This window comes from Streptomyces sp. NPDC059852, assembly GCF_042731455.1.
GTDB lineage: Bacteria > Actinomycetota > Actinomycetes > Streptomycetales > Streptomycetaceae > Streptomyces.
In genome coordinates, this window is the sequence record NZ_JBHWJK010000036.1 from 38,859 (window position 1) to 60,397 (window position 21,539).

16 protein-coding genes and 3 pseudogenes are annotated in these 21,539 nt (G+C 68.0%); 7 read left to right on the top strand and 12 right to left on the bottom strand.

Features of this window, described 5'->3' with window-relative positions; genetic code table 11:
- Nucleotides 1-2: 2 nt before the first annotated feature.
- The 3 genes from ACFV46_RS31225 to ACFV46_RS31235 form a co-directional block, all read right to left on the bottom strand.
- Nucleotides 3-980, bottom strand: a complete 978-nt coding sequence (locus tag ACFV46_RS31225) for an FAD binding domain-containing protein (protein ID WP_385500718.1) — start codon at nt 978-980, stop codon at nt 3-5.
- Complete coding sequence (locus tag ACFV46_RS31230; RefSeq protein ID WP_376728370.1) at nt 980-1,453, bottom strand: (2Fe-2S)-binding protein; 474 nt, start codon at nt 1,451-1,453, stop codon at nt 980-982. Before ACFV46_RS31230 ends, ACFV46_RS31225 begins: the two co-directional genes overlap by 1 nt.
- A 616-nt stretch (nt 1,454-2,069) precedes the next feature.
- Entirely contained in the window at nt 2,070-2,909 is an 840-nt protein-coding gene (locus ACFV46_RS31235; RefSeq protein WP_361934605.1) for a helix-turn-helix transcriptional regulator, read from the bottom strand.
- Nucleotides 2,910-3,735: 826 nt separating this feature from the next.
- Here ACFV46_RS31235 and ACFV46_RS31240 point away from each other — a divergent pair.
- Together ACFV46_RS31240 and ACFV46_RS31245 are read left to right on the top strand one after the other, a co-directional pair.
- A complete protein-coding gene (locus tag ACFV46_RS31240) occupies nt 3,736-4,659 on the top strand; it encodes an SDR family oxidoreductase (RefSeq protein WP_385500720.1) in 924 nt (307 codons plus the stop codon).
- Between the two features lie 132 nt (nt 4,660-4,791).
- Nucleotides 4,792-5,001, top strand: coding sequence for a hypothetical protein (locus ACFV46_RS31245; protein ID WP_385500722.1), 210 nt, complete (start codon nt 4,792-4,794; stop codon nt 4,999-5,001).
- Between the two features lie 249 nt (nt 5,002-5,250).
- Here ACFV46_RS31245 and ACFV46_RS31250 read toward each other — a convergent pair.
- Nucleotides 5,251-5,457, bottom strand: a pseudogene (locus ACFV46_RS31250) (cytochrome ubiquinol oxidase subunit I); the annotation flags it as partial.
- Nucleotides 5,458-6,072: 615 nt separating this feature from the next.
- Here ACFV46_RS31250 and ACFV46_RS31255 point away from each other — a divergent pair.
- The gene (locus ACFV46_RS31255; RefSeq protein ID WP_385500723.1) at nt 6,073-6,705 is read left to right on the top strand and encodes a GNAT family N-acetyltransferase; all 633 of its coding nucleotides are present in this window, start codon (nt 6,073-6,075) and stop codon (nt 6,703-6,705) included.
- 649 nt (nt 6,706-7,354) lie between these two features.
- On the opposite strand, the gene ACFV46_RS31260 is transcribed toward ACFV46_RS31255, so the two are convergent.
- The 3 genes and pseudogenes from ACFV46_RS31260 to ACFV46_RS31270 all read right to left on the bottom strand — a co-directional run.
- On the bottom strand, nt 7,355-10,465 hold the full coding sequence (locus tag ACFV46_RS31260) for a discoidin domain-containing protein (protein WP_385500740.1): 3,111 nt from the start codon (nt 10,463-10,465) through the stop codon (nt 7,355-7,357).
- Nucleotides 10,466-10,841: 376 nt separating this feature from the next.
- Entirely contained in the window at nt 10,842-12,170 is a 1,329-nt protein-coding gene (locus ACFV46_RS31265) for an amidohydrolase family protein (RefSeq protein ID WP_385500725.1), read from the bottom strand.
- Nucleotides 12,171-12,537: 367 nt separating this feature from the next.
- Nucleotides 12,538-13,263 (bottom strand): annotated as a pseudogene (locus ACFV46_RS31270) (HAD family hydrolase); the annotation flags it as partial.
- A gap of 366 nt (nt 13,264-13,629) precedes the next feature.
- Between ACFV46_RS31270 and ACFV46_RS31275 the strand changes: the two are divergent.
- Nucleotides 13,630-14,241 carry a DUF6518 family protein gene (locus ACFV46_RS31275; RefSeq protein WP_385500726.1) on the top strand — a complete coding sequence of 204 codons (612 nt, stop codon included), beginning with the start codon at nt 13,630-13,632 and terminating at the stop codon, nt 14,239-14,241.
- A 375-nt stretch (nt 14,242-14,616) separates the two neighbouring features.
- Here the strand turns inward: ACFV46_RS31275 and ACFV46_RS31280 are convergent, their stop codons facing one another.
- Nucleotides 14,617-15,150 (bottom strand): hypothetical protein, encoded by a 534-nt coding sequence (locus tag ACFV46_RS31280; RefSeq protein WP_385500728.1) that lies wholly within the window; start codon nt 15,148-15,150, stop codon nt 14,617-14,619.
- A 94-nt stretch (nt 15,151-15,244) separates the two neighbouring features.
- On the opposite strand from ACFV46_RS31280, the gene ACFV46_RS31285 reads away from it, so the two are divergent.
- Nucleotides 15,245-16,062, top strand: a protein-coding gene (locus ACFV46_RS31285; RefSeq protein ID WP_385500729.1) for an IS5 family transposase whose coding sequence is annotated in 2 segments (ribosomal slippage) — nt 15,245-15,592 and nt 15,595-16,062 — 816 coding nt in all. Because the reading frame shifts where the segments join, the coding sequence is not laid out codon by codon here.
- A 9-nt stretch (nt 16,063-16,071) separates the two neighbouring features.
- Here ACFV46_RS31285 and ACFV46_RS31290 read toward each other — a convergent pair.
- On the bottom strand, nt 16,072-16,965 hold the full coding sequence (locus tag ACFV46_RS31290; RefSeq protein ID WP_385500730.1) for an amidohydrolase family protein: 894 nt from the start codon (nt 16,963-16,965) through the stop codon (nt 16,072-16,074).
- A gap of 86 nt (nt 16,966-17,051) precedes the next feature.
- Nucleotides 17,052-17,843, bottom strand: a complete 792-nt coding sequence (locus ACFV46_RS31295) for an SDR family NAD(P)-dependent oxidoreductase (protein ID WP_385500731.1) — start codon at nt 17,841-17,843, stop codon at nt 17,052-17,054.
- A gap of 399 nt (nt 17,844-18,242) precedes the next feature.
- Here ACFV46_RS31295 and ACFV46_RS31300 point away from each other — a divergent pair, with 399 nt between their 5' ends.
- Nucleotides 18,243-18,602, top strand: coding sequence for a DUF488 domain-containing protein (locus ACFV46_RS31300; RefSeq protein WP_385500732.1), 360 nt, complete (start codon nt 18,243-18,245; stop codon nt 18,600-18,602).
- Between the two features lie 376 nt (nt 18,603-18,978).
- Nucleotides 18,979-19,467 (top strand): annotated as a pseudogene (locus ACFV46_RS31305) (transposase).
- A gap of 138 nt (nt 19,468-19,605) precedes the next feature.
- Here the strand turns inward: ACFV46_RS31305 and ACFV46_RS31310 are convergent.
- Nucleotides 19,606-20,430 carry a sugar phosphate isomerase/epimerase family protein gene (locus ACFV46_RS31310; protein ID WP_385500733.1) on the bottom strand — a complete coding sequence of 275 codons (825 nt, stop codon included), beginning with the start codon at nt 20,428-20,430 and terminating at the stop codon, nt 19,606-19,608.
- 41 nt (nt 20,431-20,471) lie between these two features.
- Nucleotides 20,472-21,368 (bottom strand): alpha/beta fold hydrolase, encoded by an 897-nt coding sequence (locus ACFV46_RS31315; RefSeq protein WP_385500735.1) that lies wholly within the window; start codon nt 21,366-21,368, stop codon nt 20,472-20,474.
- Nucleotides 21,369-21,539: the final 171 nt, after the last annotated feature.

The following is a 21,539-nucleotide window of genomic DNA, read 5'->3' on the forward strand; positions in this document are numbered from 1 at the left end:
ACTCACCGGTTCCCCTGCAGTTCGGTCAGCGCCCGTACCAGGGTGCGACGCAGCAGCGCGGGCTTGAACCGGTTGTGTTCCCGTGGTCGGGCGCCGTCCGCGGCGCCGGCAACGGCGGCCTCGAACGTCGCGGAGGTGGCGGGCCGGCCCGTCAGGGCGCGTTCGACGGCCGTCAGCCTCCACGGCCTGGTCGCCACTCCGCCCACGGCGATACGGGCGTTCACTATGGTGCGCCCGCGCTGGTGGAGCGCGACGGCGGCCGAGGTGAGCGCGAACTCGTACGACTGCCGGTCGCGGATCTTCAGGTACAGCGAGTGCGCCGCCCAGGGCGAGCGGGGCACGGTGATCCCGGTGATGAGCTCGTTCGGCCGCAGCACGTTCTCGACCTCGGGGGTGGCACCGGGCAGGGTGTAGAACGTCTCCAGCGGTACGGTGCGCGTACCGCGTGCCGAGGCCAGGTGGACGGTCGTGCTCAACGCCACCAGCGGGACGGCGAGGTCGCTGGGATGGGTGGCGATGCACGCGTCGCTGGTGCCCAGCACGGCGTGGCCGCGGTTGATCCCTTCCAGGGCTGAGCAGCCACTGCCGGGCTCACGCTTGTTGCACGGGGTCGTGACGTCGCGGAAGTAGCTGCACCGCGTGCGTTGCAGCAGGTTGCCGCCGATGCTCGCCATGTTGCGCAGCTGGGCCGAGGCACTCAGCTCCAGCGCCTGCGCGATCATCGGGTAGTGCCGGCGCACGGCGCGTGCGGCGGCCACGTCACTCATTCGTTCGAGCGCACCGACGTGCAGACCCTCGTGGTCCAGGGTGATGCCGTCCAGGGGCAGCCGGTTGATGTCCACGACACGGTCGGGGGACATCACCTCGAGCTTCATGAGGTCCACCAGGGTGGTGCCACCGGCCAGGAACGCGGTGCCCGGTTCGGCGCCCCGCACGGCCTCATGGACCGTCCGCACCTGGGCGTAGGTGTAGGGCCGCATCAGCGCATCACCCGCTGCGCGTCCCGGATGGCGTCGACGATGCGGGGGTAGGCGCTGCACCGGCAGATGTTGCCCGACATGCGCTCACGTATCTCGTCGTCGGAGCGGGCGGGGCCTTCGTCGTCGACCATGGCGACCGCGGACATGATCTGGCCCGGGGTGCAGAAGCCGCATTGCAGACCGTCGTGGTCGAGGAATGCCTGCTGCATGGGGTGCAGCCGGTCGCCGTCGGCCAGTCCCTCGATCGTGGTGACCTGGTGGCCGCTCGCCGTGGCGGCCAACGTGAGGCACGACAGCACGCGTCGGCCGTCGAGGTGCACGGTGCAGGCGCCGCACTGTCCCCGGTCGCAGCCCTTCTTGGTGCCCTTGAGGTCGAGCCGCTCGCGAAGTGTGTCCAGCAGGGTGGCCCGCGGGTCCACCCGCAGGGTGACCGGATCGCCGTTGACGACGGCCCGTACCGTCACCGGTGGCACGCCGTCGACGGTGGCTGCCGAGGCAGCTTCTGCCGTCGCGGTCTGTCCGGTCAGCAGCGGCGCCACGGTGACGGCGGCCAGGCTTCCCCCTACGAAGCTGCGCCGGGACACACCGGAACCGGCGCCGCCCACATCGTTCCGTTCATTCATCAATGCCTCCTGGCTGGTCGCACGTTCGGGCAGGGGAAGGCCGGCGCCGCGACCGTCCGTGTGGTCTCCGGGTGAAGCGGTGCTCCAAGGCTGGCCACCGGGAGCGGGATCATCCAGGCTCTGCCGATCCCAGGCTGAGGTCGCGCTGAAAGGGCTGGAACGAGCATCGGTCCGGGTCCGCGGGGCGATGCGGGATCGGATCGGCCGTATATGACACACCGCGCGTCGCGAGGGAAGGAACGGTCAGCGCAGGCCGGTAGCCACAGAGGACAGCGCATGACGAACGAACGACCAGAGTGTGCCGTGATGGGCTGGGCCGGCCGGCCTCCTCCGACGCGGATGAGCGCCACCATCTATCCCGGCCGGCAGGGCTGAGCCCGCGCGTGGGCCGTCCGGCCCGCATGTCGGTCCCGGCCCGGTACGCATCCTGCCGGCACACGGCCGAGGGCTTCGTCGGGCCGTCGGTTCAGTGCAGCGTCTGCGTGCCGATCACGGACAGGACCTGCAGCTTCTCGTAGCTCTCCGTGCCGGGGACGGCTGTGTAGACCATCAGGGAGTGGGCCTGGTCCGGATCGATCAGCCGCTGGCAGGTCAGCTCCAGGGCACCGACCTCGGGGTGAACGAAGTGCTTGACCTCGCGCGGACGGATCCCGATCTCGTGGTCGTCCCACACCCGCCGGAACTCTTCGCTGGAGTCCAAGAGCAGATCCGCGAGATAGGCGGCTCGGGAGTCAGGACCCCGGAGGGTGACGATCGCGCGCAGGCCTGCGGCGTACATCCGGGTCATGAACGCGTGCTGCTCCGGAGCGTACAGGTCCCGGGCGCTCGGGTCGGTGAACCACCGGTAGCCGCTGCTGCGAGCTGGACCCGTGTACTGCGTCGTATCTCCGGTGAGGGCGACGCCCATCGCTGTCTGCCGCAAGGTCTCCCCGAGCTCGGTGACGATCTCCGCGGGCGTGTCCTGCAGCCGGTCGAGAACACGCAGCAGCCCCGGGCTGATGTGCTCACTGGAGCTGTCACGCGGCGGCGGGTTGTGCCCGGCCAGCCGGAACAGATGGTCACGCTCGTCCACGGACAGGTGGAGTCCCTGGGCGATCGAGGCGAGCATCTGCGGTGACGGCTGCGGACCACGCTCGCGCTCCAGACGGGAGTAGTAGTCGGCCGACATGTTGCACAGCGTCGCGACCTCCTCCCGCCGTAGCCCGCTGGTTCTGCGGCGCCGTCCCCGAGGCATGCCGACGTCCTCCGGCTGCAGCGCCTCGCGACGGTTGCGGAGGAAGCCTGCCAGTCCTGCGCGATCGATCACGACGCTCTCCCTTCTGAGAGTTCTGCCGCGTCTCCAACCTGTACTGCTTCACTTCTATCGCCCGTGCATTCGCGTATCCACGGCTTGTCGATCCCCCTCACGACGCGTGTTGCCGCGTCAGGGAGTCGACGGGCCTCCCCACGCGGGGCGGAGTCGGCGTTGCCCGCGCGCCTTGCGGGCCGCCAAGTCCACCTCTTGGGAGACCTGCCGCGTCTGTTCGGCATGGTCGGTACCGCACGGCGGACGGAACAACGCAGCAATCAGGGGCGTGAGGCTCCTGCCCCGCGGCGGGGGTCGTCAGTGCACGGAAACGATCGGTCTTCGACGCTGTCCCGGCATCGGGCGCCGGGACGCGACCGGGCCAGCAGGAGAGCCCGACTCGGCATCCGGCATGACCGCCACCTCCCCCGGTCACGAGGCGCCGTGGCCGTGACCCGCCCCGCCACGAGCCGGTCGTCCGCCGCAGCCGGGACCGGCGCTGCGCCCGTCACGGTCGACACCAGCGGTGCCGCGGCAACTGGGCGACCGCACCGGAGCCCCGCAACCCTCCTCATTGCCGGCTTCATCCGCGTCTCCTGGGTGTGCGCCGGAAGGCATCTCGACAGTCGCTGAACCTCAGCACGACCGAGCGCTTGAGGTGCTGCTCCCACACCTTGAGGCGAACATGCGCCTGAGAAGAGGGTGTTTCCCGGGCGCCCTCGACCGTGCGGAGGGACGGATCGATGAGCCGTGGACCGGTGAGTCCTGGATCCGTGGCCGACGACGGCCAAACATGGACGCACACCCCGACCGCGGCTGACGCCTCACCGAACGAAAGAGACCACTGATGGCTCGGAACATCGACATCACCATCCCCGACCTGTCCGGGAATCTCGTCCTCGTCACCGGGGCGAGTGACGGGATCGGGTTCGTCATGGCCTCCCGCCTCGCCCAAGCGGGCGCGGAGGTGATCATGCCGGTCCGCAATCCCACCAAGGGCGAGCAGGCCGCCGACCGCATCCGTGACCTCGTCCCGGGCGCGAGAGTCACCACCCGGGCCCTCGACCTGGCCTCGCTCGACTCCGTGAACGCCCTCACCAAGCAGCTCATGGGCGAGGGCCGCCCGATCAACCTGCTCATCAACAACGCCGGTGTGATGCAACCCCCGAGCCGCCTGACCACCCAGGACGGGTTCGAGCTGCAGTTCGGCACCAACCACCTCGGCCACTTCGCCCTTACCCAGGGCCTGTTGCCCCTGCTCATCGAGGGCAAGGCCCGAGTCACCCACCAGACCAGCATCGCTGCCCGCAGCGGCGCGATCAACTGGGGCGACCTCAACTGGGAGCGCGACTACGACGTCACGAAGGCCTACCGCCAATCCAAGATCGCCGTCGGCCTGTTCTCCCGCGAACTCGACGTCCGCAGCGCCGCGGCCGGCTGGGGCATCACCAGCAACCTCTCCCACCCGGGCGTCTCCCCCACCAACCTCCTCTCCGCTCAGCCCGGCATGGGACGGCAGAAGGACACCGGCGCCGTCCGGATGATCCGCGTGCTCTCCCGCGTCCGCATCCTCGGCACCCCCGCCCTCCCCGCACTACTGGCCGCGACCAGCCCCGACGCGCGGGGCGGCCAGTTCTACGGCCCGAACCGAGCCGACGTCGGCGGCGCCCCCTCCGAGCAGACGCTGTGGCCCCCGCTGCGCGACATGGACGAGGCTCGCAGGATCTGGGAGGCGTCCGAGCGGCTGACCGGTGCGCGATTCCCCGCCTGACGTCCCGGCACCACCGCCGTGGACGGCGCCAACACCCGCGCTTGGCTCCTCCCGCACCCGTGCGCGGGTGGAGGACGACCACGTCGCCGGCCCCGAGCAGGTGTGGACGGCGACGGGCCGGCACGAAGCCCCGTGGGAGGCACCCGCCGCGTCGACACGGATGAAGCCGGTGAGCGCCTGACGGCCGCCGACAAGGACAGTAAGCGACTCCTGATCGAGGAACGGCTGGCCAAGCAGAACGGCCTCAAGGTCGGCGACAAGATCACCCCTGGCTGGCAACGACGAGAAGACCACGGCCCCGAGGACCGTGGACGAACGGCCAGAGCCCCGGAGCGGGCCTGAGCGTGCCATGTAACCCTGCCTGCCACGACAGTCTCCGACGCCCACGGCGTCACCTGGAAAGCCAAATTGGACGACCACTGAGCACTGTGGTTGGAGCCGGCTCGATGACGCCGCCCCAGACCAGATCGCCCTACGGGTTGCGTCGCCCCCCGTCGGCCTGCAGCCCTGGGCAAAACCACGACGACGCGACAACCGCCATCGCCAGATACGTCCTGGTCAACGATCTGAGCGAACGGGCCTTCCAGAAAGAACGAACTGCATTCCCGGGCGCGCGAGTTCGGCGCGCATGACGAGGGCGAAAACGCCGCCGACGAGGAAGAACACGAAGGACGTCGTCAGATAGAGCGTCCCGATCCTCTTGTGGTCGGTGGTCGTCAGCCAGTCCACGACCGCCCGGCCCGTGCCGGCGTCCTGCCGCCGCCGTATGGCCGCGTCGGCCACCTGTACTCCCGCCACCGTCGCCTCCGGGTGTCCGAGTGCGGGGCAGCGATCACGTCCCCGCCGGGCTGTGAGCGCAAATCAAGCACCGCGGTATACATGTGCCGTCTACGGCGGGTGAAGAGCCCGGCGGGGGCGGACCGGCCCACGCGTCGGGATGCGCGTCGGACAGACATGCGATAGATGGGCGCGAGGCGTTCCGGCGGGTGCCCGTCCGGTAGTCAGGAGTCGACCGCGTGCGCGGGCCGCGAGTGACGGACGCCATCGTCGTCGAGTGCGGCGCCTACGAGTGCCGGAACGGCGACCTGACCGAACCCGTGATCCGGCACCTCGTGGGGATGGATGTCGGCCGGGGGAGGTGCTCCCGTACGTGGTGCACGTCGTCGCGGTCGCTGAGCAGGGTTGGCCAGGCGTAAGGCACGGCGGCCTCGCCTGCCCCGGGCACCGGTGTGCCAGAGATCTACGCGCCATCTACGGAGCGCCCGCGGGACGCCGCGGGTCCGAATCGCCGGGGTTGAATGGCATAAGACGCGGCCCCCGGTCGTTTCTCCTACAGGACACGGACGGCGCCCTCGTGCCAGCTGGCACAGCGGCGTCCGCGGAAGACGAACCGAATCGCCGGAGATCACCCCGATGACCAAGCCCGAGCAGCACCGCGTGAGCGTCGCTGGAGGCCGCATCCACACCTATCGGCTCGTCCTGCGGCCCTGGTCGGTGGACGACGCGGCGGAAGCCGTGGCCGTCTACGGCCGCAGCGAAGTGGCACGATGGCTGGCGCCGGCCATGTCAGCCGTGGACGACGAGGCCGCCATGACGGCAGTGCTCAGACGCTGGATCGACGAGTCCTTCGCCCTGGAGCCGCCCGCGGGCCGGTGGGCTGTCACGCTGGCGGACACCGGCGAGCTGATCGGCGGGGCGGCCGTGCTTCCCCTGCCACCGGACGGCGTCGACCTGGAGATCGGCTGGCAGCTGGCGCCCGCGCACTGGGGCCACGGGCTGGCCACCGAGGCCGGCCATGCGGTGGCCCACTACACGTTCACTCAGGGCGTCGACGAGGTGTTCGCGGTCGTGCGCCCGCGCAACAGCCGGGGTGCCGCGACGGCCCGTCGCGTGGGCATGGAGTGGGTCGGGGAGACCCAGAAGTACTACGGCCTCACCCTGCAGGTGTACCGCCTGCGCAGGGGTGATCTCGACCTGCCGACGATCCAGGCGTCCCCGTTCCCCCCGCACGGCGGGCGGAATGGCGGGCGGCATCAGGAGAGGTAGTACTGGCCGACGGTGTGCTCGGGGGTTGTCGCGCAGGTCCCTCCGCCAGCTGGTCATGTCCTTGGCGTAACAGGGCGGCGTGCCATCACCCTGGCGTGCACCGCCAAGTTCCCCCATGGCACTGCCGCCGGGCCCGAGCGGGCGAGGAACGCCGTTGAGCACGTCAGAGGCGTCCGAGGGCTTCATAACGAGCCATCCATAGGGTCCGACCAGACCTGGAGTGTGCGCGTGACCGAGCGGCACCCCGAAGTCATCGCAGGCCGGTACGAACTGGTCGAACGCATCGGCCAGGGCGGCATGGGCCGCGCATGGCGTGCCCAGGACCGGCACTTCGGACGCGAGGTCGCCGTCAAGGAGATCCTCTTCCCCTCGGGGATGGACGACGGGGAAGCGGCCGACTCCCGCCAACGACCTGTGGGCGCTGGGGGCCACGCTGTACCACGCCGTCGAGGGGCAGCCCCCGTTCGACGCGGACGGGTTGCACGCCCTGGCGGTGGCCGTGTTCACCCGCCCACACCGACCACCGGTGCACGCCGGACCGCTCGCGCCGATGGTGGACGCGCTGCTCGTCAAGCCTCCCGAGCAGCGAGTGGGTGCCACCGAGGCCGGCCGGATGCCGGCGTCGGTGCTCCGCTCCCTGCCGGCCGCTTCACTGCAGGGACAGATGGATCAGGTTGGCGCCGCCCTCGTGTCCCGCGTCGGTCGCCAGGGCCACGTAGCGGGCAGTGATGTCGGTGCTGAGGTGCCGGTCGCGGCCACGGCCCGTGAGCTGACCGGCCGGGGTGTAGGTGAGGCCGTCACCGCTGAACTCGACGCGCAGGCCCGGCACACGGCCGCTGGTCCATTGCGTGCGGATCTCGCGGACACGGAGCGGGGCGCCGAGGTCCACGACCAGGCGGCCGTTCGGGCCGGGCGTCCACGCCGTCGCCGGATCGCCGTCGACAGCGGCGGAAGGGGCCGACATGCCCGGCGGTAGTGGGCTGGTCGGGAACACCGTGCGACCCAGTGCCAGATCGCTCAGCGGGTAGGCGGTGGCCCTCTTCACGGTGACCGTCGTGGTGCGGCCCGCACGGACCACCGCCACCTCACTGCGCCCTTGGGCGGTCACCTGCACGCGGCAGGCGGGACCCGTGAGTTCGACCGTCGCGCCGTCGACCACACGCGCCCGCAGCCCCGCGGGCAGCCGGCGGCCGTTGAGCGGGCGCACGGTCAGCCGTGGCGGCAGCAGCCGGGCTTCGGCCGCGTCGAGTTCAGCCTCGTAGGCGGTGCCGCCGTCGGTGAGGGTCTGGCGTCCCTCGAACAGCAGCCTCGCGGTCCCGGTCTGCGGTACCTCGACGCGCGTGGTGACGGGCTCGTCCGACAGGTTGAACAGACTGAGGTGATCGTCGGTGAGGGCGGCGCGGACGGCTTCCGAGTCCGTGTGTGGCGTGGGTGCCGCGCTCCGCTCGCGCAGGGTCCGGGGCGAGGCGCCCGGGAGTCCCTCGACGAGGAGGGGTGCGGCCGGCCCGTCGGCCAGGATGATCTCGTCCTGGTGGACCGTCAGGCCGGAGGCGGCGCCTCGCACCACCAGTCCCGCGCGTCCGTCGACGTCCAGCCATCCGCCCCGGCTGGTGACGTCGGGCACGGGCCAGGAGGCGAGGTCCTCCCACTGGAGTCCGTCCGCCGAGCCCTGCACCTTATAGGTGCGCCCTGCGGCGGCCTCCCAGCGCAGGGTGACCCGGTCCACCCCGTGCGCGGCCCCGAGATCGACAGCCAGCCAGCTGTCCGCGCGGGGGCGGTCACCCCGTGACACCGCCCACCGGGTCGTCGGGCTGCCGTCCACCGCCAGCGCCGGCTCCTTGCCGGTGTCGTAGGAGGAGGCGGTGGCCGTACCGGTCCGGGCCAGATCGGCGCCGTCCGCGCCGTCGCGCGCTTCGAACGCGAAGAGCGAGTATCCGTAGGTGGGGTCGGGCCGCACACCGAGCATGCGCAGATGCCGCACCTCGGTGCGCGCGAACGTCACCTCGTCGACGCGCGCGGCCGACGTGGGCGGCCGGGAGTCGCCCGAGGCCACGGTGGCGCTTCCCTCGGCGAAGTGGTAGGTCCGCGCCCCGGTCAGGCCGGGCACACCCGGCATGGTCAGATTGTGGATCTCCAGGTGTCCCTCCCCCGCCGCGACGCCCGACGTCGCGTACACGACGGCGCCGGTGGGAAGCGTGGTGAATCCGGCGTACCCGGACCCGACCTGGAGCATCGTGACGCTGCCGTCGAATCCGTCCCGGATCCTGCGGTACGTCCGGACCTGGCGCCGCGTCGCCTTGAGGGAAGTCGTCGGCAGGAACATCGGCGTGGACCCGCTGAGCTTGAAGAGCCAGTCGTCGTGGCCGGGTTGCCAGGCAAACTTCACGAATCCGGGCTTGGTCACGGCACCCGCCCATGCCGCCGGCGTCTGGTGCGACACCAGGCCGGGTCCGGGACCGAAGTCCGTGACCCCCGCGGCGTGTTCGAACAGCTCGTCCGCGGAGAGGGGGCGGACCGTACGGCCCTGTTCGTTCGCCCACAGGTGCAGGAGGTAGCTGATGGCGACTTCGGCGCGAGCCTCCGGCTCGTACTTCGGTTCGCCCGAGAACTTCGCGATCCGGAACTCCGGCGGGTAGCTCTGGTACGCCTCCAGTCGCTCCGCCAAGGCGACTTCAGCCCGGGCGGCGGCCCTGTCCCCCATCACCTGGGCGAGGAACGCGAGTGGGATGACATCACGGCCGTAGAGGTGCTCTCGGTCGTTGACCATCGGCATCAGCGGCTCACCCGCGTCGCTCATGACTCCGAGGAGGGTGCTCCACAGCTGATCGGCGTTCGGCTGGTTGGTGAGCACCTGGGGCAGCGGCCGGCCCGCGGCGATGAAGTGGGCGGCATTACGGCCCGATGTGCGCCACAGTTCCTCCTGGTAGTGAGGGCCGAACGAGCCGTGGTTCTCGACGATGAAGGTGTCGTACAGGTTGCGGGCGGTGTTGTCCGAGACGGGAGCCCCGTCCACGCGCGCCGGGTTCGCCAGGTCGGCCTGGGGCAGTCCGGCCTCGTTGCGCGACCACGCACCGAAGGCAGTGTCCCAGTCGCCGTGCCGTGGGTCGTCCACGGCCCAGGCCAGCCCCGGTGCCAGGGACTGCGCGTAGACACCCATCTCCTCGAGCTTGGTGTCTCCTTCGTGGCCGCCGAGCAGGCCCCGAGGGGTCCAGCTGCCCGAGGCCGGGTCGTTTCCCGTGCCCAACGCGGCGGTGTAAGCGGCCTGTTCACGGGCGATGGTGTCGACACGGGAGCGCGTGGCCTCGTCGAGTTCGTCCCACAGCAGCCGCGCGGCGAGAACGAAGTACAGCTGGAACGTGGTGTCGAAGAACAGTCTCCGGCCCCATTGGGTGCCGCCCGTCAGCCTGTTGGAGGCGGCGAAGTGCTTGATGGTCGCTATCGTGCGAGCCTTGAGGACCTGCTTCTCCGTCCCCGCTCGGACCTCGTCGTAGCTGCCGCGGGTGAGCAGGACCGCATGGCCGAGCACGACGGCGAAGCTGAAGTCCTTGTCCGTGTAGTAGCCGCGGGTCGCGTCCCACTGGGTTTCCGTCCAGCGGGTGTGGTTCAGCAGGACGCGGTGATAGATGTCCGCCACCGGGTCGGATGCCGTGTGGCTCCGCTGTTGTCCGTGGGCCTGAGCCGTGCCGCTGCCGAGGGCGAGTGGCAGGGAGGCCAGCGCGCTCGTGGCACCGAGGAGTTGGATGAAGCGGCGGCGGTCCATCGGGGATCTCGGCAGCACGTGCGGCACCTCTCGGTCAGACAACGTTGTCAGGCGATGGCGTGAATTCTTCGGTCCGCCGGTCGATACGTCAATAGGTCAGGGAGCGGAAGCGAGAGTCCACCGAGTGCGCCTTCGCTCGAGGGGAGTCGATCTGTCGACAGCAACCCGACTCCCCTCCCCCGGGCTCGCGCTCCGCCCGCGTGGGCAGCTCCATGGGATACGCGACCCCGCGAGGTCCGGCGAGTGACTCACCGCTTCCCGGGCGAGCTCCCCCGTCGGTCACAAGGCCCGCAGGACGACCTTCTGCTGGCCTGCTCACGCCAGAACACCGGCCGGATCAAAGGGCCCCTCCCCCACATCCCTTCTGGTGCGCTCTTTACGCTGTCGCCAGCAGGTGCGAGGCCGACACCGCCACGGCTCGTTGTGCGTCCATCCGATCGGCCTGTGTCGACTCGCCGTGGGCAATGACTTGCTCACCGGCAACCCACACGTCACGGACGGCACGGGAGCCTGCCGCCCAGACCAAATTCGCGATCAGTTGCTCGTCGGAAATGTCGATCCCCGAAGCGAAGTGCGGGCCGTCTACGGCGACGTGGACCATGTCGGCCCACATTCCGCAGCTCAGCCCGCCGACGTCCGTTCGGCCGAGGGCCGCCGCCCCTCCCCGAGTCGCCAGCATCAACGCGTCAGCGGCGGTCAGAGCCAGCGGATCCTGAGTGCTGACTCGCGCCAGCATCATGGCCAGCCTCATCTCTTCCCAGAGGTCGAGGTCATCGTTGCTCGCGGGGCCGTCCGTGCCGAGTCCGACTGCGACTGGCGCCTTCCGCAGCGCGGTCAGTTGTGCGATTCCCGAGGCCAGCTTGGCATTGGATCCGGGGCAGTGCGCAACTCCCGCACCGTGCTCGGCCAGGAGCCGGATGTCTTGGGCAGAGAGGTGCACGGCATGTGCCGCGAGCAGCCTCCCGTCCATGAGCCCCGTCTCTTGAAGCAGCCGCGGCACCGATCCGTATCGCGCACGCTGCTCCCGGTCCTCCTCCACGGACTCGGCGACGTGTATATGGACGAGCGCTCCCCGTGCGGCGGCCGATTCGGCCGTCGCGAGCAAGGCCTTCGCCGGGAGGGTGTAGGCGGAGTGCGGGCCGTAGCCCAGCTCGATACGGTCACCAGGACCGAACCTCAAGCCGTCTGTGTCGATCCAGTCGTCGATCTCGCGCATAGCGCTCCGCCAGGGCGCTCCTGGCCCGTCGAAGTAGGCGGGAGCCAGCAGTATTCGGCTGCCCGCTGCGAGGGCCGCTCGGGCGACTGAATCGGCATGCATGTACATCTCGGCGCTGGTGGTGATCCCGTGCTGCAGCATCTCTATGCAGCCCAGCAGCATGCCCGCATAGGCGTCGGCGGGACGCATGCGCGCCTCGGCCGGCCAGATGACATCGTTGAGCCAGGACATCAGCGGCAAGTCTCCCCCGGCGCCGCGGAGGGGCGTCATGGCGCTGTGCGCGTGGGCATTGACCAACCCGGGCATCAGGATTCCGGTCAGCCGTACAGGGGTTGAACCGCTGTTGGGCGGGGCGTCGGCCCGAGGACCGCAATAGGAGATGCGGCCGCCGGCGGTGATGTCTACGACTCCGTCTCGGATCACTGAACAGGTCGGGTCCATGGGGAGGACCACAGGGGCATAGAACCGGCGGGCAAGTGGCAAGGTCACTCCAGGATGGTTTCCACCGGCCACGCTCGTTGGGGCTCGGTCGAGTATGCGGATGTGCAGAGCCTGACGTTGGCTGGTCGTTCGTGGCCGATGGTTGCTGAGCGATGGTCTTCGGGACTGCGGGGATCAGGCATCGCGGGCTGCCATACACACTCACTGCAACGAAGCCAGCGGCGAGACTTTCGCTGGGAATGATGGCCGGCACCGTGTCAGGAGAGCAGGTTGATTCCGAGCAGGTTCTGGATGGCGGTGATCGTCGCCCGTGGCTCCTGGGCTTGAACCGTGGCCATGCCCATTGCGGCAGCCGGGGGAGGTTGTGCGGGGAGTCATCCACGAAGACACAGGCACTGGCGGGAAGTTCGAGCATCTTGAGCATCTGCTCATATATCGCCGCCTCGGGCTTTCTCAGCCCGTGATCCTCCGAGATCAGCACCGCGTCAAATGTGGTGTCGAGATCGCAGTCGGCGTAGAGGTCCCAGGGATCCCTGCCTACGCTGTTCGACAGCAAACCGACCCGGATTCCTTGCCGGCGGGCGGCCATCGCCGCTTCGTACATCAACGGCTCTGGTCGCAGTCCGGAAAATATCCGCCCCAACAGGTTGCCGGGACTGACCCCGATCCGCAGGGCTGCGACCTTGTTCCACTCTGCCTGTGTGACGGAGCCGCGTTCCAAGTCCTCGGTGAGGCGAAGGATTTCATGGTCGGTGGAAAGCTGGCGCACGATGCTGCCCTGGGGAAGTCCCTCGTCACGCTCGAACTCGGTGACTGAGGTCAGCAGCGGCGTGGTGAGGACACCACCGAAGTCAAGGATGAGGCCCTTACGTTCGTTCATGTGCAAGCTCCTGGGGGTTCCTGATAGGCCGTCGCGTGCTCGTCTTGTAGGGCCACCTGCCGCGCACGCGCCATCCGTCTCCGATTCGCTCCGCCACGGCGGCCGCAGGTCCATACATGGGGCTTCGGTGACTCGGCGCCGGCGGTCGCTTGCACAGCGGCCGCCGGAGGCGGGCCAGGAGCACAGTTGCGGTACCTGGTCACTACTGTGATCGCCTTCTTGTGGCGGCTCACACGGCTGGGAGCCTGCACAGTCGAACATCAGCAGTTCCGCCGTTGATGAGGTGGCCGTGGGTGGACCAAGCTTCTGGATGTCCGCGAGGGTTGCCGGGTCCGATGACCCACATGTCCTTGGCTTGGCAAACCAGGCATCGGGTCGCTGAGTAGACTAGCATGTTCTTGAACGAACGGTCGGACAATAATAGTGGACTGGTCAGCCACCCCAGGCGGGAGCCACCGCGGACCCCCTGCGGTCTCGCTGCGCCCGACTGCCCGACATCTCTCGCAGGCGAGCGAAGCACCTTCATCTCCCCCTGTATGCACTGCGTGTATACAAAGAGCGTATAGTCGCGTCTCGCTCGACTACGACCCCGGAGGCGACATGCTCCTGACTACTGACCGTCCAACCATGGCCTCCAGGAGAACGCGTGGCAGCCTAGTGATCCTTTCGGCGCTCGGCGGCCTCCTCCTCGGAGTGCTCACCAACCTCGCCCAGGGATGGCTGCCCGGTGCGTGGAACCAGATCGCGAACTCTGGTGCCGTGTGGTGCGTCGTCGCGTTCGTGACTGGGGCCCTCGTCGCGCGACGCGGTTCCATCTGGCTGGCGGTCTTTTGTGGCATCGGAGCCGAAGTCGGCCTGGTCGTGGGCTACTACGGGTATGCGGAGCTGGGACGAGACGGCATGGGCCGCCTGTTCTTCCCCCTCGTGTGGTTGTTCATGGCCTGCATCGCCGGGCCGTTCTTCGGCGCGGCGGGCCACTGGTGGCTGCGTGGTCGGACGACGCGACTTCGGGTCGTCGGGCTTGCCAGTGTCGCGGGAGTCTTCGGAATGGAGGCGTTGCTCTTCGGCTGGTACCTGCACTACACAACGCAGGCGTGGGCTTGCTTCGGCATCTCGGTTCTCGCACCACTGCTGGCTCGCAGCAATAGGGAACGCGCACTCGTGTTGGCCGTAGCGGCAGCTTTCTCGTTCCTTGCGTACGGGGTAGTGGTGCTGCCGCTTCAGGCGCTGTCCGGATGATCACGACCACCTCGCATGCACGGGGTGTCATTGCTGCTCTGGTCTCTGAGGGTTGGGCGACATTTCACCGGGCTAGCGTGCGGCGCCAGGTGTGGACTTCCAGGTGGTGATCCAGCTCGTCGGCTTCTTGGTGGCGTTCGACCAGCCGCGAGGACGGACATCACCTGACTGACGCGAGGGAGTGGCCCGCGGCCGCACATCCTGCCTGAACCGCGGGCCGCTGCTCCGGCCGAGCGCTTCCCCGCTTTCCCGCAAGCTCAACTTGACCGGTTGGTGCGGCTGCTGGAAACACTTGCTTCAGCCGGTCAAGGGGTCGTACTTAGAGGTGGTCTCACGTGGTGATGCTCCGCTTCGATGGATGTCGAGATGAGGGAGTCACTCGTCGTCGACATGGCGGAGTACCGCGTCGTCGGGGATCCAGGGGAATCTGATCCCTGGAAAGCGTGCGGCCCAGGGGCCGTACGGGTCGAAGGCGAGGACGGCGTCGATGAATGGCTGAGGCGGCAAGTAGCCGTGGTCGGCGACGTAGTGGCCGATGAGATGCGGGGCTGCGAAGGCGGTGCCGAGGGTGCCCGGAACGCGGATCTCACCGGTTCCGGCGCTCGCGCGCAGGTGTCCCGACCGGGGTGTGTACCAGGGATGTGAGTCTGGCAGTGATGCAGGGCAGAGGTCGCACTCGTGCAGGCCCAGCATGGCGTTGACCTGCTGGGCGTCGAGGATGGCCAGGAGCTTGTCGGTGAAATCCTCGGAAGCCGGACCGTTCATCCAGCGGTGGCCAGCTGCCAACCAGCCGATATTGCGGCGTACATAGGTCGGCGGGAATCTGACAAAACGCATACCGTCGGTGAGGTCGCTGAACTCATCGCCGTCTTCCCAATAGGTGTAGGGGCTGAGGTCCTCATAGAACATGCGGCCATCATCGCGCTGTCATGACGAGGCCGTGGTGCGGGCGCGACTGCAGCCGCTGGCCGGCTCAGGAACCTTTCGGGCATGATCGTCTGCTATGGCTGTGGAGCTTGAGCGGGACCTAGTCCCGGATGGGCTGTGGGAGATAGCGGAGCCGCTCATACCGCCGTTCCGGCTCCGAAGGCAGGGTGGTGGGACGGCGCCGCTGGCGGATCGGAAGGTGTTCACCGCGATTGTGTACGCACTGACCACCTCGTGCGCCTGGCGGCGGCTGCCACCCTGCTTCGGCGTGAGTCCGGCCACCGCTCACCGCCGGTTCACCGCCTGGACGAGGGCGGGCCTGTGGCCGCGCCTGCACGCCGCGGTCCTCAACCGGCTGGGCGCCGCCGGGGCCGTCGGCTGGTCCGCTGCGCTGGTCGACTCCGCCTCGGTGCGGGCGAAAAGGGGGGTGAGCTCGTGGGACCGAATCCGGTCGACCGGGGCAAACCCGGCTCCAAATTCCACGTCCTGACCGACGCCGAAGGGCTGCCGCTGGTCACTGCGGTCTCCGCCGCCAACACCCACGACAGTCTCGCTCTCAAGCCGCCGGTCAAGGCCATCCCCGCTGTCCGCTCCCGTCGCGGCCCCCGACGCCGCAGACCCGCGAAGCTCCGTGCGGACAAGGGCTATGACTACCCCGAGCTCCGCCGCTGGCTACGGGACCGGAACATCACACCCAAGATCGCGCGACGCGGCATCGAGTCCGGCGAACGCCTGGGCCGCTACCGGTGGAAGGTTGAACGCAGCATCTCCTGGCTGTTCAACTACCGGCGCCTGACCGTGCGCTACGAATGCAAGAGCCGACACTTCGCGGCCTTCCTCAGCCTCGCAGCCACCCTGATCTGCTACAGGAAGCTCGTCAGACTCGCCACATGAGATGACGTCTTAGGGCTTCCACTGCAAGACGTTTCGAATAGTGCGACCCAGCATCCATTCCTTCTCGGCCGTAGAGAAGGCGTCCGAGTCGAGCAGATAGTGCAAACTGTGAGAGTAGGGAGCCGGGTGAGGCGACAGGCCAGGCTTTATGGCCTGTGTATGGTCGCTCGCCCACAGAATCCGCTCAGCGCCATAAGCATCGACTACTTTGCGGAAGTGTGGAATTAGGTCAGGATACGGATACGGTTCGCCGGCCAAGCGCTCGATGTGCGACCACTTCAAGTGCAAGTTGGCGTACTTGGACATGGATCGAATCTTGTCCAGGCGACTGTAACGCTCCGTCGGTGCTGCGTCCTCGGCCGGCCAGGCGATGCCGATATGGTCGATGACGAACTTCAAGTCCGGGAACTTATGCAAGTACGGCTCAAGGGTCTCCACGCGGGGGGTGACCATGATGAAAACCGGCACCTGCTCGGACTCACACGCTGCGAACAACCTGCTGTATCCGCCCCGCTCGAATTCCGGGTCACGCCAAGTATTGCCGTCATGACCGGCGTGGACACGGATGCCCACACATCCGGGCTGCCGGCGTAGCGCAGCGACAACCTGCTCGAGATCGGGGTCCTTGTAGTCCACGCGGCTCAGCCAGACGAACCGATCTGGATACCTGCTGGCTGCCAATTGTGAGAAAGGACGTTCAGGTCGCCACGCGCCGTTGGGATGGTGACGTCCAGGAAGCATATGGAACTGGGCATCCAGGCCAGTGAATTCGTCGATCACGGCACCGCGCACGCCCACTGCATCCATGGCGACGATCGCCGCGTTCAGGGTGGTTTCAAGGTCCACTTCCTGCCAGTTGGGGCCGATCTGGTTGGCATGAAGCTGGCCGTCGATGATTTCCATGCTGGGTCCTTCAGTATGTCAGGCAAGGAGTAGTACGTCCGGTCGTCGCGGGCGTCGCGGAATGTTGTGGATCTTCCTCAGTGTGGTCAGGCACTCGAGCCATGGGACAGGCCGGGCATGTGGGCCGTGAGGCCTCCGTCGACCACCAGGACCTGCCCGTTGATGTAGGAGCCAGCGTCACTGGACAGGAAGGCGACCGTCTCTGCGATGTCCTCCGGCTGTCCGGGGCGCTGCACTAGTCCCCCACTGGACTTGCGGAAGGCCTCTTGGCTTTCGGTGTCGTCGCCAACCATGATCACTCCGGGGGCGACCGCGTTGCAGCGCACTCCTTGGGTGCCGTACGTTGCCGCGATGGTGCGCATCAGTCCGATCATGCCGGCCTTTGCCGACGAATAGGCCGTTGCAAAGCCTGCGACGCTGTGCAGGGCTGCCGTGGAGCTCATCATCACGATGGAGCCGTTTCCCGCGGCGACCATGTCAGGAAGTACGTGGCGTGCGCCGAGCATGGGGCCTCGAAGGTTGGCAGCGATCACCCTGTCCCAGACGTCGACGGGAGTATCGAGCAGTGCCCCGTCCCCGGCTACTGATGCCTTGAGTGCCGCATTGTTGACCAATACGGTCACACCCCCATGGAGGCTCCGCACGGACGCAAGGACCGACTCCCATGCGGCGTTGTCCGCTACATCCAGGGCGAAGGCATCTGCGGTTCCCCCCGACGCGCGAATCTGGTCGCAGGTCTCCTGCGCTGTCTCGAGATTGATGTCGGTGGATACCACGGTCGCACCTTGTGCCGCGAGTGCCTTCGCGCAGGCTCGGCCGATGCCGGCACCTGCGCCGGTGACCAGTGCGCAACGTCCCTCGAGGGAACTGTCTTTCATGATCTTCTCCTGATGTGGCCCGTGTGCCGGACCGGGCGGTGTTGGTATGCGCGAGAAGGCTTACGGTTCTTCTTGGTGACGGTGTGGACCCCCGTAGGCGCAAGTGCCGTCCGGAAGTCGACCGGCGAGTATGCGGGCTCGAAACCTGTTCGACAAATGGTGGTTACTGCGCCCTGCGTGTGATCTCTGCCCTCGTAAGCGGGTCAGTAGGAGAACCTCCGAATGGCCGACTTCTTCAGATGCTACGGAGGCTGAGGACGACGGGCCATGTTTCACCGTCCTCAGCTCATGCGTGACCGTCCAGGCAATCCCAGGTAGCGTTGTATGTCGGACACCTCGCCTCCGAGTTTTCCGGGCGCACGGCGCGGCGCAAGAACCGAGAGATGCATGGGGGTCGGCATGGGCATGCTTCACGCAGTGCAGGTACGACGAGCCTACGAAGAATCCGAGGAATCGGATGGGGTGCGGGTGCTCGTCGACCGTCTATGGCCTCGTGGGTTGACCAAGGAGAAGGCCGCGTTGAACGAATGGTGCAAGCAGATCGCACCCTCCAGTGACCTCCGCAAGTGGTACCACCATGATCCGGACCGGTTTCAGGAGTTCGAACGCCGCTACCGCGAAGAACTTGCTGATCCGGAAAGGACAGAAGCCTTGGAGCACCTGCGCGGAATCGCGAGAACTCGCACCCTGACGCTCATCACCGCCACCAAGCATCCGGAGATCAGCGAGGCCGAGGTACTGGCACGGGTTCTGAGCTGACTGACCCTTCGCTTGGTCGGCACCGGGCTAAGGGCGGTCCCGTCAACGATGATGACCAGGCGTTACGGGGTAGTTCGCGGGCTCGTATGCAAGTAGAAGGTCACCTGCCGCCCGACTTGATCCATGGCCATTTTACGATGCAGACCACGACAGGGGCGACGAGCATGGTCAGCAGCCACAGGCCCACGCTCGCTGGAGAGTAAATGTAGTAGCGCCAGCGCTCTGGCAGGGACGACGGCGCAAGTAGAAGCAAGATCAACGTGGCCCATGTGGTCAGCACGGCGACTGCCGTACGTGCTGCCGTCATCTCTATCGGCCCCCTCAACGGTGGTCATCTCTATGGATCGGATGATAGGGCTGCTGGGATGATCTTGGTGTGGCTGGTGTGATCACGGCGTCGGAGCCGGTCCTGGATAGCCCCGTTCTCCGGGCTGAGCCCGCGGCAGTTCGGGAAACTGGTGACGGTACTGCGTCGCGCTGGGGTTGACGCGGCCCGACGCGGTCGGCAGCGGAGTTTTCCGCTGGAGGAACGGACGCTGCTGGTCGCCGCATACTGGCGCACCAACCTGACGATGCGCCAGCTTCCGGTGCGAAGGCCGCCGTCGGCACGACCATGACCATCGCCGACGGTGGCTACCCGGGCACCGGACTCGTGATGACTCACCGCCGTCGGAAGGGCGAGGAACTGCCCTGCTGGAAGCAGGCCCACAACAAGTCCCACAAACAGGTCCGCGCCCGCGTCGAGCACGTTTTCGCCCGCATGAAGACCTGGAAAATCCTCCGCGACTGCCGTCTCAAAGGCGACGGCGTCCACTACGCCATGCTCGGCATCGCGCGGCTGTACAACCTCGCCATTGCTGGATAGACCACCCTCAGCAGAACATCCCACCAGGCCCGAAGCCGCTCAGAGATCATTTACGGGACGGCGCCTAGGAGGACACAGGCGGCCAAGCTCAGGTCGGCTCCCGCGTCCGTCTGGCATGACGCGCGGAATCGTTGGGCTCTATCGTGTCGCGCGGGCCAGTGCTGTCTGTACCGTCTCGGCGGCGCGGACTCCGGCGTCCTTGGTGGTCAGGGCGTCGATGGCCTCGCCGAACACCTCGACCCCGACGGTCAGTAGACCTCCCTTGTCCAGGAGCGGGCGGATGACGGTGTCGAGGTCGAGTTCGCCATCGCCGGGAAAGCGGCGGAACCGGCCCTCGCCGAAGAGAGTGTCGGACTGGGGAGAGAGGGAGGCGTCGGCGAGCTGAAGGCCGGTCACCTTCTCCTTCGGGATGTCCGACAGCAGGTCCAGGGCGGCCTGCGGCTCGTCCGACGCCCTGAGCAGATGCCAGGTGTCCACCATGAGCGTGCCGTTGGGACGGTCGGCACGCTGGACGATCTCCCATGCGGTGGCCAGATCGCGGATCCCCCAGAACGGCACGAACTCCAGCTCGACCCGCAGCCCGCGGTCCTCCGCCATCCGGCAGAACGCGGCATAGGAGGTGACCAGTTCGTCCAAGGGGACTGTGCCCGCGGCGAACGCCCCGCACGCCAGGACGGAGTCCATGCCCGCGGCCTCCGCAAGGTCGAGGACCTCGGTGTCGGTGAAGTCGAAGCGCTGCTTGAGCGGTGCGGGCAGGTCGTCCGCGTACGGGATCGGTGCCCAGCTCGCGGCACCGTCTAGGTGCGCCGGCCGCACGCCCCTGGCTTCCGCCTCCGCGCGGATCCACTGCCAGTCATGACCGGAGACGAGCAGTTCGTGAAGGGTGAGAGGGCTCAGAGCGGTGGCGGGAAATCCCCCGGACCTCGCGGCGTCCAGCACCGCGATGAAGCCTAGGCTCGCCATGCTTCCTGGCCAGAACGTCAGCTCAGGAACGTTCCGGCCGGTCATCGTGCCTCCCCGGTTCCGATGTGGTGTCCCGCTCGTGCGGCGATGCCCGTGATGATCTCGGCGAGTCGGTCGGGGCGTTCCTCCGGGATCCAGTGACCGGCCCGGTCGACGATCTCCACCTGTCCCTTCTCGGCGACTTCCCCGGCCATCTCTTCCAGCGCGGGACGCACCGCGGTGACTGCGCTGGCTACGGCGGTGAACGGGATGGTGAGCCGTGCCTCGGCGAGCGCCGCCTTGTTGTCCGCGCTGTCCTGGCTCAACGCGCGGTACATCTCCAGGCCGGCCCGAAGTGCGCCGGGGGCGCGGTAGGCGGCGGCGTAGGCGTCGATGTCGTCGGGGGTCACCGCGGCGCGGTCGTAGATCCGTGAGGAGACGAAGTAGTCGATGTACTCCCTTTCGCGACCGGAGATGAGCAGGTGGGCGACGTCGACGTTGCTGTGGAAGGGGATGTGCCAGGTACGAGGGTTGGTGGCGAGGCTGTCGCCGAGCTGTGTGCCGGGCAGTGGGGCGTCGACGGTGACGAGCGCGGCGGCGTTGTCGCGGTGGCGGAGCGCGTATGCGAAGCCCACGTAGGCGCCCATGTCATGGCCGCAGATCAGTACGGGGCCGTCGGCTCCCGCTTGTTCGACGATGCCTTTGATGTCGTCGGCGAGGGTGAACTTGTCGTAGCCGCTGGCCGGGCCGGGGAAACCGCCGATGCCGCGGAGGTCGGGGGCGATCACGCGGAAGCGGCCAGACAGACGTTGTATCAGGGGGTGCCACTCCCTGCTGGTCTGCGGGAAACCGTGAAGGAGGAGGAGCGCCGGGCCGGCACCGGCCGTGACGTAGTGGTGGCCGAGGCCTCCCACGGTGGCGCGGTGGTGGCGGACGTCGATGTCGGTGTGAAGGGGCATGCGTGGATGTCTCTTTCTCCCCGGGCAGGCGTGTGGACGGGCCGGCGAACGGGCGGGCCGGCCGCGATGGGTGATCCGGGCGACGCCGCGTCGCACTGTGCGGGGACCTCTGCATGGTCTGTCTGTCCACGGGAGCACCGCTGGCACGGGGCCGCAACGGGAGCGGGTTGC